This window comes from Variovorax paradoxus NBRC 15149, assembly GCF_001591365.1.
GTDB classification, from domain to species: domain Bacteria; phylum Pseudomonadota; class Gammaproteobacteria; order Burkholderiales; family Burkholderiaceae_C; genus Variovorax; species Variovorax paradoxus.
Genome location: NZ_BCUT01000001.1, coordinates 1,403,922 through 1,417,500, shown reverse-complemented (window position 1 = coordinate 1,417,500; position 13,579 = coordinate 1,403,922). Strand labels below are relative to the sequence as shown.

Genomic DNA, 13,579 nt, shown 5'->3' with positions numbered 1-13,579 from the left:
TGTTACAGCACGAACGGAATGAAGCGCCGCGTGCAGCGCATGTATTCGCGGTAGTCGTCGCCGAAGTGCGCAATGCATTCCTTCTCGTCGCTCAGGGCCGTGAGGAACAGCAGCACCGTGGCCGCCATCACCAGCGCCAGCGTGAGCCAGGTGAACTGCTTGAGGAAGGCGCCCCAGGCCAGCAGCATGAGCGCCGTGTACATCGGGTGGCGGATGTAGCGGAAGGCGCCGGTCGAAACAATGGAAGAGGTCTTCTCGAAACCGTAGAGCGCCGGATCGTCGCTGCGCGCCTCGGTCGGCTTGCTGTGGGCCTTGAGCAGTTTCACCGCATGGATCGGCAGCCAGATCGACAGCGCGAGGAATACGCAGGACAGCAGCTGGGTGAACGACAGCGGGTCCACATGCCACACCGGCAGGTTCACGATGATCAGCGCCAGCATGCATTCCCACGCGAAGAAGCGGTAGAAGCCATGCGAGCCGGGCTGGCGCAGCGGGCCGCGCGAAACATACAGCAGCGCGGCCGTACCGGCGACGAAGAGAAAGATCTGGAACCAGGCAAGCATGGCGGCCGAATTTACACGGGCCGCCCGGCTTCAGCCAGAAATGGAGAATCCGCCGTCGACCGGGATCGCGGTGCCGGTCACGTAGTCGGAGGCGGCGCTCGCAAGGAACACCGCGGTGCCGGCGATGTCGGCCGGCTGGCCCCAGCGCCCGGCAGCGGCGCGGGCCACCACGCGGTCGTAGAGGCCCGGGATCTGGCTGCGGGCGCCGTCGGTCAGCTCGGTCTCGAACCAGCCCGGCAAGATGGCATTGACCTGGATGTTGTCGGCCGCCCACGAAAGCGCGGTCGACTTGGTGAGCTGCACGATGCCCGCCTTGCTCGCGGCATAAGCGGGTGCGTAGGGTGCGCCGAAGATCGACATCATCGAGCCGATGTTGATGATCTTGCCGCCGCCGGCCGCCTTCAGGTGCGGATGCGCAGCGCGGCTGCAGAGAAAGGCGCTGGTCAGGTTGGTGTCCAGCACCAGGCGCCATTCGTCCAGCGCGAGCTGGTCGACGGGCTTGCGCACGGTGGTGCCGGCGTTGTTGACGAGGATGTCGAGGCGGCCGCAGCGCGCGGCTGCTTCGTCGACCGCCTTCTGCACCGAGGCTTCGTCGGCCACGTCGACTTCGAGCGCGAAGCTGTCGCTGCCCAGGGCCCGGAGCGCCTCGACCGCGGCGGCCGACTTCTGCATGTTGCGCGCGGCAATGACGACGCGGGCGCCGGCCTTGGCCAGCCCCTGGGCCATGCCCAGGCCGATGCCGCCGTTGCCGCCGGTGACGAGCGCTGCTTTTCCTGTGAGATCGAACATCAGGTGGTTTCTGGTTTCTTGGAGACGAGGGTCAGGATATCGTAGCTCGCGACCAGCTCGCCGTCCTGGTTCGTCACCTCCACGTCCCAGGCCACCACGCCCTGTCCCTGGCCGCTCGCGTCCTTCCTGTTGCGGTCGATCTTGCGCTTGCAAGTGAGGCGTGCGCGGATGGTGTCGCCGATGCCCACGGGCTTCACGAAGCGCAGCGTGTCGAGGCCGTAGTTGGCAAGCACCGGGCCCGGCGCGGGCGACACGAACAGGCCCGCCGCGGCCGACAGCACGAAGTAGCCGTGCGCGATGCGCTTGCCGAACGGCGACTCCCTGGCCGCCACCTCGTCGAAATGCATGTAGAAATAGTCGCCCGAGATGCCGCCGAAGGCCACGATGTCGGCCTCGCCGACGGTGCGGCGGTGCGTGAGCAGCGAGTCGCCGATGCGCAGGTCCTCGAAGTGGCGGCGGAACGGGTGCACCTCGCTCTCGCGCACGGCCGCGCCGCGCACGTGTTCGCCGGTGATCGCGGCCAGCATGGTGGGCGAGCCCTGCACCGCGGCGCGCTGCAGGTAGTGCTTCACCGCGCGCAGGCCGCCGAGCTCTTCGCCGCCGCCCGCGCGGCCCGGGCCGCCATGCTTGAGCTGCGGCAGCGGCGAGCCGTGGCCGGTTGATTCGGCCGCGGCCTCGCGGTCGAGCACCAGCAGGCGGCCATGCCATGCGGCGGCCACCGGAATGGCCCTGGCCGCGATGGCCGGGTCGCGCGTGACCAGCGTGCCGACCAGGCTGCCGCGCCCGCGCGCGGCCAGCGCCAGGGCTTCGTCGATGCCGTCAGCACTGTCATAAGGCATCAGCGTGCTGACGGGGCCGAAGGCTTCGACATCGTGCGCGGCATCGTGTTCGAGGGGCCTCCGGCTCAGGAGCAGCGTCGGCGCGAAGAAGGCGCCATCGGCCACGCCGTCACCCACCGGCGAGAAGCCGTCGCGCTCGCCGTACACCAGCTCGGCGCCCTGCAGCAGCGTGGCGACGCGCTCGGCCACGTCGGCCTGCTGCGCGTGCGAGGCAAGAGCGCCCATGCGCACCTCTTCGCGCGAGGGATCGCCGATGACGGTCTTGGCCAGCCGCGCGCGAAGGCGTTCGGCCACCGCATCGAGGTGCTGGCGCGGCACGATCGCGCGGCGGATCGCGGTGCACTTCTGGCCGGCCTTGACGGTCATTTCGCGCGCCACTTCCTTCACGAACAGGTCGAACTCCTCGTCGCCCGGCGTCACGTCGGGCGCGAGGATCGCGCAGTTGAGCGAGTCGGCCTCGGCGTTGAACGGGATCGAGTGGCGCACCAGGTTCGGATGCACGCGCAGCCTGGCGGCGGTGTCGGCCGAGCCGGTGAAGGTGACCACGTCGGCCCCTTCGAGCCGGTCGAGCAGGTCGCCCGTGCCGCCGATCACGAGTTGCAGGCTGCCTTCGGGCAGGATGCCCGACTGCACGATGAGCCGCACCAGCGCCTCGGTGAGGTAGCTGGTGGCCGTGGCCGGCTTGCCGATGCAGGGCATGCCCGCGAGAAAGCTGGGCGCGAATTTCTCGAGCAGCCCCCACACCGGAAAGTTGAAGGCGTTGATGTGCACCGCCACGCCGCCGCGCGGCACCAGGATGTGCGTGCCCGCAAAGCCGCCCTTCTTGCCGAGCGCAAAGGCCGGGCCTTCATGCACCAGGTTGCCCGAGGGCAGCTCGTTGCTGCCGATGCCGGCATAGGCAGCGAGCGTGCCGGCGCCGCCTTCGATGTCGATCCAGCTGTCGGTGCGCGTGGCGCCCGTGTGGGCCGAGATCGCGTAGAGCGTTTCCTTGTGGGCGGCCAGGTGCTTGGCCAGTGCCTTCAGCCGCTCGGAGCGCTGCTGGAAGTCGAGCGCCATCAGCGCGGGCAGGCCGACGCGGCGCGCGTGGGCGAGCGCTTCGGCAAAGTCGATGGCCTCGGCATGCGTGCTGGCCACGGGCTGGCCGTTGACGGCGCTGCGCAGCTGCTGCGCGCCCTGCTGGCCGATCCAGCGGCCGGCGATGTAGCTTTGAAGGGTGGTCATGCGGATGTCCTTTCGCTGTCTTGGTATTGCTCCTTCCCCTTCCGGGGGAAGGTAGGGATGGGGGCAAGTGGCGTTCGTTCGGCGCAGTGCTCTGTCAGGCGCCGCTTGCCCCCACCCCAACCCTCCCCCGGAAGGGGAGGGAGAAAATCCGGAGTCATTCCTTCTTTCCGATGCCCAGGTAGGTGTCGATGATTCTCTGGTCGTGCATCAATTCGCGTGCATGGCCTTCGAGCGCGACGGCGCCCATCTCGAGCACATAGGCCCGGTCGGCCACCTGCAGGGCGGCGCGTGCGTTCTGCTCCACCAGCAGCACCGAGACGCCATGGCTTCGCAGTTGCGAGACCACGCGCAGCACTTCGCGCACCACCAGCGGCGCCAGGCCCAGCGAGGGTTCGTCGAGCATCAGCAGCCGCGGGCGCGCCATCAGCGCGCGGCCGATGGCCAGCATCTGGCGCTCGCCGCCCGAGAGCGTCGAAGCCAGCTGCGGCTTGCGTTCGCGCAGCCGCGGGAAGATCTCGAACACTTCATCCATGCGCGCACGCTGGTCGCGCTTGCCCTTGCGCCACTGGTAGAAGCCGCCGAGCAGCAGGTTGTCCTCGACCGACATCTCGCCGAACAGCTCGCGCCGCTCGGGCACCAGCGCCACGCCGCGCGCCACCATGGTCTCGACGCTCGGGCGCGCGATGCGCTCGCCGTGCAGCATGAGCGCGCCGGTGGAAGGCAGGAGCCCCATCGCCGCGCACAGCAGCGTGGTCTTGCCCGCGCCGTTGGGGCCGATCACGGTGACGATCTCGCCTTCGTTCACATGCAGGCGCACGCTGTGCACCGCCTCGACGCTGCGGTAGGCGACGCAGAAGCCGTCGAGTTGAAGGATGGGCGTGCTCATCGTGCGTCCTCCAGCAGTTCGTCGTCGGCACCGCCCAGGTAGGCTTCGAGCACGCGCGGATTGGCCTGCACTTCGGCCGGCGTTCCGGTGGCGATCACGGTGCCGAATTCGAGCACCGTGATGCGGTCGGCCAGGTTCATCACGAATTCCATGTCGTGCTCCACCACGAGGATGCCCAGGCCTTCGGCGCGCAGCTGGTCCAGCAACACCGAAAGCGCGCGCTTCTCCAGGTGGCGCAGGCCCGCTGCGGGCTCGTCGAGCAGCAGCACCGAAGGCTGGCCGGCCAGCGCGCGTGCAATCTCGACCACGCGCTGCTGGCCCAGCGAGAGCGATGCGGCCGGCGTGTCGGCATGCGCGCCGAGGCCACAGCGTTCGATCTGGCGGCGCGCCTCGGCCATCAGCGCGGCTTCCTCGGCGCGATCCAGCCGCAGCATCGCGGCGAGCCATCCGCGCCTGGCGCGCAGGTGGGCGCCGAGCGCCACGTTCTCGGCCACGCTGCGCGCACCGAGCAGGCGCACATGCTGGAAGGTGCGGCCCAGGCCCAGCGCGGCGAACACGCGCGAGGGCCTGGCCGTCATCGCCTGGCCCGCGAGCCGCACTTCGCCGGCGCTCGGATCGTCCACGCCCGAGACCATGTTGAAGAAGGTGCTCTTGCCCGCGCCGTTCGGTCCGATCAGCGCATGGATCTCGCCGGCCTTCAGCGTCATCGAGATGTCGTTATTGGCCACCAGGCCGCCGAAGCGCTTGCTGACCTTGGTGGCCTGCAGCAGCACCTCGCCCCGGGCGGGCAGGTTGCGGTGCGCGAGCTGCACGGCCGGCGCGGTAGGGCTCGCGGCCGGGGCATGTGGGCGCACCCAGCGGCTGGCGATGCGCGCGAGCGTGGGCCACAGGCCGTCCGCGAAGCGCTGCAGCACGAACAGCATGAGCAGGCCGAACACGATCACTTCGAAGTTTCCGCTGCTGCCCAGCAGCGATGGCAGCACGTCCTGCAGCTTTTCCTTCAGCAGCGTGATGAGCGCGGCGCCCAGCACCGCACCCCACAGGTGGCCCGCGCCGCCCACCACCGCCATGAACAGCAGCTCGATGCCGATGTTCAGGTTGAAGGGCGTCGGATTCACGAAGCGCTGCAGGTGCGCATAGAGCCAGCCCGAGACGGCCGCCAGCAGCGCAGCCAGCACGAACAGCTTCACGCGGTGGCGGGCGGTGTCCACACCCATCGACTCGGCCATCAGCCGGCCGCCCTTGAGCGCGCGGATGGCCCGGCCTTCGCGCGAGTCGAGCAGGTTGTGCATGGCCCACAGCGCGAGCAGCAGCACGGCCCAGATCACCACGCCCAGCGCGCGCGGCGTGGCCAGCGAGTAGCCGGCAATCACCAATGGCGGCACGCCGGTGATGCCCGTCTGCCCGCCGAGGAAGTCCATGTTGCCGAGCAGGTAGTACAGGCTCAGGCCCCAGGCGATGGTGCACAGCGGCAGGTAGTGGCCCTGCAGCTTGAGCGTGACCGCGCCCAGCGCCCAGGCCAGCGCAAAGGTGAAGGCGAGGCCGAGCATCAGCCCGGCCCACGGCAGCAGCGCGGGGCCCACGGCGCCGCCCAGCCATGCGGCGGCCATGGGCGAGGTGCAGATCCACGCGGTGGCGTAGGCACCCATGCCGACGAATGCGGCTTGGCCGAAGGAGGTCATGCCGCCCACGCCGGTGAGCATCACCAGCCCGGCCGCGACCAGCGCATAGAGCCCGATGTTGCTGAGGACCGAGACCGTGAACTCCGGCAGGAAGCCCCAGGCGAGGGCCAGCGCCGCCACGCAGGCGAGCGTCAGCTGCCGGGGCGTGACCAGCGCGCGGCCGGCCGGTGCGGCGGCGGTTGCAGTGGTGCTGGACGGGGTGTTGTTCATTCCTCGTCCTCCACATGGTGGCTGTGCAGCGAACGCCACCACAGCACCGGAATGATCAGCGTGAAGACCAGCACCTCCTTGAACGGACTGGCCCAGAACGAGGCAAAGGCCTCGAGCTGCCCGACCAGCAGCGCGCCCGCGAGCGCCAGCGGATAGCTCGCCAGCCCGCCCACGATGGCGGCGACGAAGCCTTTCAGCCCGATCAGGAAGCCGGTGTCGTAGTACACCGTGGTGAGCGGCGCAATCAGCAGGCCCGAAACCGCGCCGATGAGCGCCGCAAGCGCAAAGCTCAGGTCGCCCGAGAGCTCCGTCGGAATGCCCGACAGCCGCGCGCCCACGCGGTTGATGGCGGTGGCGCGCAGCGCCTTGCCGATCATCGAGCGGCCGAAGAACAGGAACATCGCAAGCACCAGCAGCAGCGTGACGCCGACCACCACCAGCGACTGCCCGCCGACCGGGATGCCGCCGATGTCGAAGCGCTCCTCGGAGAACGCCGTGGTGCGATAGCCCTCGGCACCGAAGAACAGGAGGCCCAGGCCCACCAGCACGCCATGCAGCGCGACGGAAACGATCAGCAGCATCAGCACGTTGGCGCTGGCCAGTGGCCGGTAGGCCAGGCGATAGAGCAGCGGCCCGAGCGGCATGATGAGCAGCAGCGTGGCGAGCGCCTGGCCCGCCATCGACGTGGGCTTGAGCAGCAGCACCAGCGCGGCCGCGGCCAGCGGCAGCACCACGCACCATGCGAGCGCGGAGGCCCAGTCGACCACCGCGCCGCGCTTCCAGCGCCAGAACTCGACCACCAGCACCATCGCCGCCAGCGCGAGCAGCAGCCACAGCGTGGCCGGCACGCGGCCGGCCTGCAGCACCGCCATCGAGAGCGCCCCGAAGGCGACGAACTCGCCCTGGGGAATGAAGATGACGCGCGTGACCGAGAACACCAGCACCAGCGCGAGCGCCATCAATCCGTAGACGGCGCCGTTCACGATGCCGTCCTGCCCCAGAAGCAGGGCGATCTGCAGATCCATAGAAAAACCTTCGGGCCTTGCCCGTGTGTCGAATCAGTGTCCGGCGCGAGCCCCCACCCCGACCCTCCCCCGGGAGGGGAGGGAGCAAGACCTGCGATCAGGGTTGGTATTTCCAGGCGCCGTTCTCGATCTTGACCATGACCCGGGCACGCTGGTCGAGACCCAGATGATCGTTGGCGGTCATGTTGAACACGCCGTGCGCGCCCGACACTTCCTTGACCTGCTCGAGCGCATCGCGCAGCGCGGCGCGGAATTCGGGCGTGCCGGGCTGCGCCTTCTTGAGCGCCACCGGCACGGCCGAGGTCATCAAGAGGCCCGCGTCCCAGGCGTGCGCGCCGAAGGTCGACACCGAGTTCTTGCCGTTCGCGGCCTCGTAGGCGGTGACGTAGGCCATGGCCGATTTCTTCACCGGATGGCTCGCGGGCAGCTGCTCGGCCACCAGCACCGGGCCGGCAGGCAGGAAGGTGCCTTCCACGTCCTTGCCGCCGACGCGCAGGAAGTCGGCATTGGCCACGCCGTGCGTCTGGTACATCTTGCCGGTGTAGCCGCGCTCCTTGAGCGTCTTCTGCGGCAGCGCGGCCGGCGTGCCCGAGCCCGCGACCAGCACCGCGTCGGCCTTGGCGGCCATGATCTTCAGCGCCTGGCCGGTCACCGAGGTGTCGGTGCGCGCATAGCGCTCGTTGGCCACGATCTTGAGCTTCTTCAGCTCCGCCGCTTTGGCGAATTCCTGCGACCAGCCCTCGCCGTACGCATCGGAAAAGCCGATGAAGGCCACCGTCTTCACGCCGCTCGCGGCCATGTGCTCGGCAATGGCGAGCGACATCATGATGTCGTTCTGCGGCGTCTTGAAGACCCACTGCTTCTTGGCATCCATGGGCTCGACGATGCGGGCCGACGCGGCAATCGAGATCATCGGCGTCTTGGCTTCGCTCACCACGTCGATCATCGCGAGCGAGTTGGGCGTGGTGGTCGAGCCCAGCACGATGTCGACCTTGTTCTCGGCGATGAGCTTGCGCGTGTTGGCCACCGCGGCCGTGGTGTCGGAGGCGTCGTCCAGCACGATGTAGTTGATCTTCTGGCCGCCGATGGTCTTGGGCATCAGCGCAATGGTGTTCTTCTCGGGAATGCCGAGCGAGGCGGCCGGGCCGGTGGCCGACAGCGTCACGCCCACATTGACGTCGGCCCAGGCCGCGGCGGCGGTGGCGCACAGCGCGGCGATCAGCAGGGGCTTGAAGAAGAATTTCATTTTGGACTTGTCTCCGGGTTGAAAAATCGTTGTGGCGTCAACGCTCGTCGAAGGACAAGGTGACGCGTTCTGTGAGAGGGTGGGCCTGGCAGGTCAGCACGAATCCCGCGGCTACTTCATTCTTGTCGAGCGCAAAGTTTCTTTCCATGCGGACTTCCCCCTCCACCAGCTTCGCGCGGCAGGTGCCGCACACGCCGGAGGTGCAGGAGAACGGCACTTCGAGCCCGGCGGCCGACGCCGCATCGAGGATGCTCGGCTGCCCTTCGGTGAAAGTGATCTCGCGCTGCAGCCCGTCGCGCACGATGGTGATGCGCGCCTGCTTGGCATCGCCGGGCAGCGCTTCGTGCACCACCGCACCCACCTGGCCCGCTGACGCGGCCGAAGGCAGCGCGACGCCGAAGCGCTCGATGTGGATGCGCTCCTCGGGCACGCCCGCGGCCAGCAGCGCGGCCTCGGCCTCGTCGTTCATCTGGAACGGGCCGCAGATGTAGGCGTGGTCGATGCCGGCCGCCGGCACCAGCGTGTTCAGGAATTCGCCGATCTTCTCGCGGTTCATCACGCCGCGGCCGAGCGGCGAATCGGTCTGCTCGTCGGAGAACACCAGCTGCAGCGCGAGCCGCGTCATGTAGCGGTTCTTCAGGTCCTCGATCTCTTCCTTGAACATCGTGGACTGCAGCTGCCGGTTGCCGTAGATCAGCGTGAAGCGGCTCAGCGGCTCGCGCGCCAGCACGGTCTTCATGATCGAGAGAATGGGCGTGATGCCGCTGCCGCCCGCAATGCCGACGTGGTGCCGTGCGGAGCCCGGCTCGATCGGCACGAAGAAGCGGCCCTGCGGCGCCATCACCTGCACCGTGTCGCCGGGCTGCAGGTGCGCGTTGATCCAGTTGGAGAACACGCCGCCTTGCACCTTGCGCACGCCCACGCGCAGCTCGCCGTCGTCCAGGCCGGCGCAGATCGAATACGAGCGGCGAAGGTCCTGCCCGTCGATGTCGCGCCGCAGCGTGAGGTACTGGCCCTGCGTGAAGCCGAAGACTTGCTGCAGCTCGGGCGGCACTTCGAAGGAGACGATGACGGCCTCCGAGGTGTCGGGTTCGACGGCCTTCACGCGCAGGGGGTGGAAGAGGGTGCTCATCGCTCAGATCGGCTTGAAGTGTTCGAAGGGTTCGCGGCAGGCGAGGCAGCGGTAGAGCGCCTTGCATGCGGTGGAGCCGAAGGCGGAGAGGCGTTCGGTGCGCTCGCTCGCGCAGCGCGGGCAGGCAATGCGTTCGCCGCCGGCGATGCGGCCGAAGAGGCGGATGGGCATGGCGGTGCCGGCTGCAGCTTCGGGCGTGAGGTGGGCCGGCGGCGCGATGCCGTAGGCCTTGAGCCTGGCGCGGCCTTCTTCGCTGATCCAGTCGCTGCTCCAGGCGGGCGCGCGGCGCAGCGTGGCGCGTGCGCGGCCGAGGCCCGCCTTTTCGATGGCGGCCAGCACGTCGTGCTCGATGGCCTCGGTCGCAGGGCAGCCCGAGTAGGTCGGCGTGAGCACGATCTCCAGCCCGTCCTCATGTTCGATCACCTCGCGCACGATGCCCAGGTCGCAGACCGACACGGCCGGCACCTCGGGGTCGAGCACGGTGTGCAGCACGGCCCAGGCCGCGTCGATGCGCGATGCAATGGCGGTGCTCACCACACGCCTCCGGGATAGCTGCGCTGCAGGTGCTGCATCTCGGCCAGGATGTAGCCCATGTGCTCGCTGTGCACGCCCTGCTTGCCGGTGCTGCGGAAGGCAGTCTCCTGCGGCATGGCGAGCCCGGCGGCGTCGAGCACCTGCTGCATCTCGGCAAGCCACGGCTCGTGCAGTTCGCTCCATGCGGGGCCGAGGCCGCTTGCGCTGGCTTGCGCATCGACCGCATCGCTCTCGAACAGCTCGGGCATGTAGAGCCAGAGCTGCTTCAGCGCCTTTTCCGTGCGGCGGCGCGATTCGTCGGTGCCGTCGCCGAGCCGCACGACCCAGTCGCCGGAATGCTGCTGGTGGTAGCGCGCTTCCTTCACGGCCTTGCCGGCGATGGCGGCCACTTCGGCATCGCTCGATGCGGCAAGGCGTTGCCACAGCAGCTTGAGCAGCGTGGCGACCATGGTGTTACGCACCACGGCAAAGGCAAAGTCGCCGCGCGGCAGCTCGACCAGCGTGAGGTTGAAGTAGTCGCGCTCGTCGCGCAGGTAGGCGAGCTGGTCTTCGTCATGTTCGCGGCCTTCGCCTTCGAGCTTGCCGGCGTGCGTGAGCAGTGCGCGGGCCTGGCCGACGAGGTCGAGCGCGATGTTGGCCATCGCGATGTCTTCTTCCAGCACGGGCGCATGGCCGCACCATTCGCCGAGGCGCTGCGCGAGCACGAGGCAGGTGTCGCCTATGCGCAGCAGGTATTGCACGGCGGGGGTGCGGTTCAGTTCTATGGATGCTTGCATGGCGCCGCTCACATGTGGTCCACGGACTTGGGCAACTTGTAGAAGGTCGGATGCCGGTACACCTTGTCCTCCGCCGGATCGAAGAACATGTCCTTGTCCCCCGGGTCGCTCGCCACGATCTGGTCCGAGCGCACCACCCAGATGCTGCTGCCTTCCTGGCGGCGCGTGTAGACGTCGCGCGCCATCTGGATCGCCATCTTCGGATCGGCCGCGTGCAGGCTGCCGCAATGCTTGTGGTCGAGACCGGCCTTGCTGCGCACGAACACTTCCCACAAGGGCCACTCTTGCTGGATATCGGCGCTCATGCGGCCTCCTTCATCGGTTGCTTGTTGGCGTAGGCCATCGCGGCTTCGCGCACCCACGCGCCTTCTTCCCAGGCATCGACGCGGGCCTGCAGGCGTTCGCGGTTGCAGGGACCGTCGCCGCCGATCACGCGCCAGAACTCGCTCCAGTCGATGGCGCCGAAGTCGTGCGCCTGGCGCTCTTCGTTCCACTTGAGGTCGGGGTCGGGCAGGGTCACGCCGAGGATGCGCGCCTGCTCGACGGCGGCGTCGATGAACTTCTGGCGCAGCTCGTCATTGCTGAAGCGCTTGATGCCCCAGCGCATCGACTGCGCGCTGTTGGGCGACTGGTCGTCCGGCGGGCCGAACATCATGACCGAGGGCCACCACCAGCGGTTGACCGCGTCCTGCACCATCGCCTTCTGCGCCGCGGTGCCGTGCGTCATCATCGTCAGCAGGGCTTCGTAGCCCTGGCGCTGGTGGAAGCTCTCCTCGCGGCAGATGCGGATCATGGCGCGCGCATACGGTGCGTAGGAGCAGCGGCAGATCGGCACCTGGTTCATGATGGCCGCGCCATCGACCAGCCAGCCGATGGTGCCCATGTCGGCCCAGGTGAGCGTGGGGTAGTTGAAGATCGAGCTGTACTTGGCCTTACCGCTGTGCAGCGCGTCGAACATCTGGTCGCGCGAGGTGCCCAGCGTTTCGGCGGCCGCGTACAGGTACAGCCCGTGGCCGCCTTCGTCCTGCACCTTGGCCAGCAGGATGGCCTTGCGCTTGAGCGTGGGCGCGCGGCCGATCCAGTTGCCTTCGGGCAGCATGCCGACGATCTCCGAATGCGCATGCTGGCTGATCTGGCGCACCAGCGTCTTGCGGTAGTGCTCGGGCATCCAGTCCTTCGCCTCGATGAAGTCGCCGGCATCGATGTGCGCGTCGAAGCGCTCCTCGAGCCGCATTTCCTCGGCGGAGCGCACGGCTTTCTTCTGCTTGCCGTCGCCTGCGTCCTTGCCCATGGTGTCCATTGCCTGGGTGTACATGTGCGTGTCCTTTCTGTGCGGTGTGTGGGCGCGCGGGCGGCTCAGCGCGGGCGCGTGTCGATCACGCGGCGGGCCTTGCCGGTCTGCGTGCGTTCCATTTCGTCGGGGCCGTGCACGACCACGCGGGTGGAGATGCCGATGAGCGTCTTCACGCGGTGCTGCACCCAGTCGGAGATGGCGTTGCGGTCGGCCGCGGCGGCCTCGTGCGGTGTGAGTTCGCAGTGCACCTCGACCTGGTCGAGCAGGCCTTCGCGGCTCACGCGCACCTGGTACAGGCCGGTGAGCGCGCTGTGCGCGAGCACGATCTCTTCGACCTGCGTGGGAAAGACGTTGACGCCGCGGATGATCATCATGTCGTCGCTGCGCCCGACGATCTTGCCCATGCGGCGGAACGAACGCGAGGTGGGCGGCAACAGGCGCGTGAGGTCGCGCGTGCGGTAGCGCACGATCGGCATGGCCTCCTTGCTGAGCGAGGTGAAGACCAGCTCGCCTTCCTCGCCGTCGGCCTTGAGCTCGCCGGTGTCGGGGTCGATGATCTCGGGATAGAAGTGGTCTTCCCAGATCACGGGGCCATCCTTGCTCTCGACGCATTCGCTGGCCACGCCCGGGCCCATCACTTCGGACAGGCCGTAGATGTCGACCGCATCGAGGCCGGCCTTGGCTTCGATGTCGCGGCGCATGGCCTCGGTCCACGGCTCGGCGCCGAAGATGCCGATCCGGAGCGAGCTGTCCTTGGCATCGAGGCCCTGGCGCTCGAACTGCTCGATGATCACCTGCATGTAGCTGGGCGTGACCATGATGATGTCGGGCTTGAAGTCCTGAATGAGTTGCACCTGCTTCTCGGTCTGGCCGCCCGACATCGGGATGACGGTGCAGCCCGCGCGCTCGGCGCCGTAGTGCGCGCCAAGGCCGCCGGTGAAGAGGCCGTAGCCGTACGACACGTGCACCATGTCGCCGGCACGGCCACCCGCGGCGCGGATGGAGCGCGCGACCAGGTCGGCCCAGGTGTCGATGTCCTTCAGCGTGTAGCCGACCACGGTCGGCTTGCCGGTGGTGCCCGACGAGGCATGGATGCGCGCCACCTGCGCGCGCGGCACGGCGAACATGCCGAAGGGGTAGTTGTCGCGCAGGTCGGTCTTCACCGTGAACGGAAACTTCGAGAGGTCGGCGAGCGACTTCAGGTCATGAGGGTGCACGCCCTTGGCATCGAAGGCCCGGCGGTAGTGCGGCACGTGGTCGTAGGCGCGCTGCAGCGTGGCGCGCAGGCGCTGGATCTGCAGCGCGGTGATCTCGTCGCGGCTCGCGGTTTCGATGGGCTCGAGCTCGCCGGGGGCAGGGTGTCTGGCTGTCATGGGCTTGTG

General features: G+C 68.5%; 13 protein-coding genes. All 13 read right to left on the bottom strand.

Annotated features, from left to right (window positions below):
* Positions 1-2: 2 nt before the first annotated feature.
* Positions 3-563 (bottom strand): methyltransferase family protein, encoded by a 561-nt coding sequence (locus VPA02S_RS06745; RefSeq protein WP_062363001.1) that lies wholly within the window; start codon positions 561-563, stop codon positions 3-5.
* A gap of 30 nt (positions 564-593) precedes the next feature.
* Positions 594-1,352: an SDR family NAD(P)-dependent oxidoreductase gene (locus VPA02S_RS06740; protein ID WP_018906485.1), complete on the bottom strand. Its 759-nt coding sequence runs from the start codon at positions 1,350-1,352 to the stop codon at positions 594-596.
* Positions 1,352-3,412: a phenylacetic acid degradation bifunctional protein PaaZ gene (gene paaZ / locus VPA02S_RS06735; RefSeq protein ID WP_062362999.1), complete on the bottom strand. Its 2,061-nt coding sequence runs from the start codon at positions 3,410-3,412 to the stop codon at positions 1,352-1,354. Before paaZ ends, VPA02S_RS06740 begins: the two co-directional genes overlap by 1 nt.
* Positions 3,413-3,566: 154 nt before the next feature.
* Positions 3,567-4,298 (bottom strand): ABC transporter ATP-binding protein, encoded by a 732-nt coding sequence (locus tag VPA02S_RS06730; protein WP_062362996.1) that lies wholly within the window; start codon positions 4,296-4,298, stop codon positions 3,567-3,569.
* Entirely contained in the window at positions 4,295-6,190 is a 1,896-nt protein-coding gene (locus tag VPA02S_RS06725; RefSeq protein WP_012746377.1) for a branched-chain amino acid ABC transporter ATP-binding protein/permease, read from the bottom strand. The genes VPA02S_RS06730 and VPA02S_RS06725 overlap by 4 nt, the downstream gene beginning before the upstream one ends.
* A complete protein-coding gene (locus VPA02S_RS06720; protein ID WP_012746378.1) occupies positions 6,187-7,215 on the bottom strand; it encodes a branched-chain amino acid ABC transporter permease in 1,029 nt (342 codons plus the stop codon). Before VPA02S_RS06720 ends, VPA02S_RS06725 begins: the two co-directional genes overlap by 4 nt.
* A 97-nt stretch (positions 7,216-7,312) precedes the next feature.
* Positions 7,313-8,461, bottom strand: coding sequence for an ABC transporter substrate-binding protein (locus VPA02S_RS06715; protein ID WP_012746379.1), 1,149 nt, complete (start codon positions 8,459-8,461; stop codon positions 7,313-7,315).
* 37 nt (positions 8,462-8,498) lie between these two features.
* Positions 8,499-9,593 (bottom strand): 1,2-phenylacetyl-CoA epoxidase subunit PaaE, encoded by a 1,095-nt coding sequence (gene paaE / locus VPA02S_RS06710; RefSeq protein WP_012746380.1) that lies wholly within the window; start codon positions 9,591-9,593, stop codon positions 8,499-8,501.
* Positions 9,594-9,596: 3 nt separating this feature from the next.
* Complete coding sequence (gene paaD, locus VPA02S_RS06705; RefSeq protein ID WP_012746381.1) at positions 9,597-10,127, bottom strand: 1,2-phenylacetyl-CoA epoxidase subunit PaaD; 531 nt, start codon at positions 10,125-10,127, stop codon at positions 9,597-9,599.
* Positions 10,124-10,903 carry a 1,2-phenylacetyl-CoA epoxidase subunit PaaC gene (gene paaC / locus VPA02S_RS06700; RefSeq protein WP_012746382.1) on the bottom strand — a complete coding sequence of 260 codons (780 nt, stop codon included), beginning with the start codon at positions 10,901-10,903 and terminating at the stop codon, positions 10,124-10,126. The genes paaD and paaC overlap by 4 nt, the downstream gene beginning before the upstream one ends.
* An 8-nt stretch (positions 10,904-10,911) precedes the next feature.
* On the bottom strand, positions 10,912-11,208 hold the full coding sequence (paaB, locus tag VPA02S_RS06695) for a 1,2-phenylacetyl-CoA epoxidase subunit PaaB (protein ID WP_012746383.1): 297 nt from the start codon (positions 11,206-11,208) through the stop codon (positions 10,912-10,914).
* A complete protein-coding gene (gene paaA, locus VPA02S_RS06690) occupies positions 11,205-12,218 on the bottom strand; it encodes a 1,2-phenylacetyl-CoA epoxidase subunit PaaA (RefSeq protein WP_012746384.1) in 1,014 nt (337 codons plus the stop codon). Before paaA ends, paaB begins: the two co-directional genes overlap by 4 nt.
* 41 nt (positions 12,219-12,259) lie before the next feature.
* Positions 12,260-13,570, bottom strand: coding sequence for a phenylacetate--CoA ligase PaaK (gene paaK / locus VPA02S_RS06685; protein ID WP_012746385.1), 1,311 nt, complete (start codon positions 13,568-13,570; stop codon positions 12,260-12,262).
* Positions 13,571-13,579 lie beyond the last annotated feature (9 nt).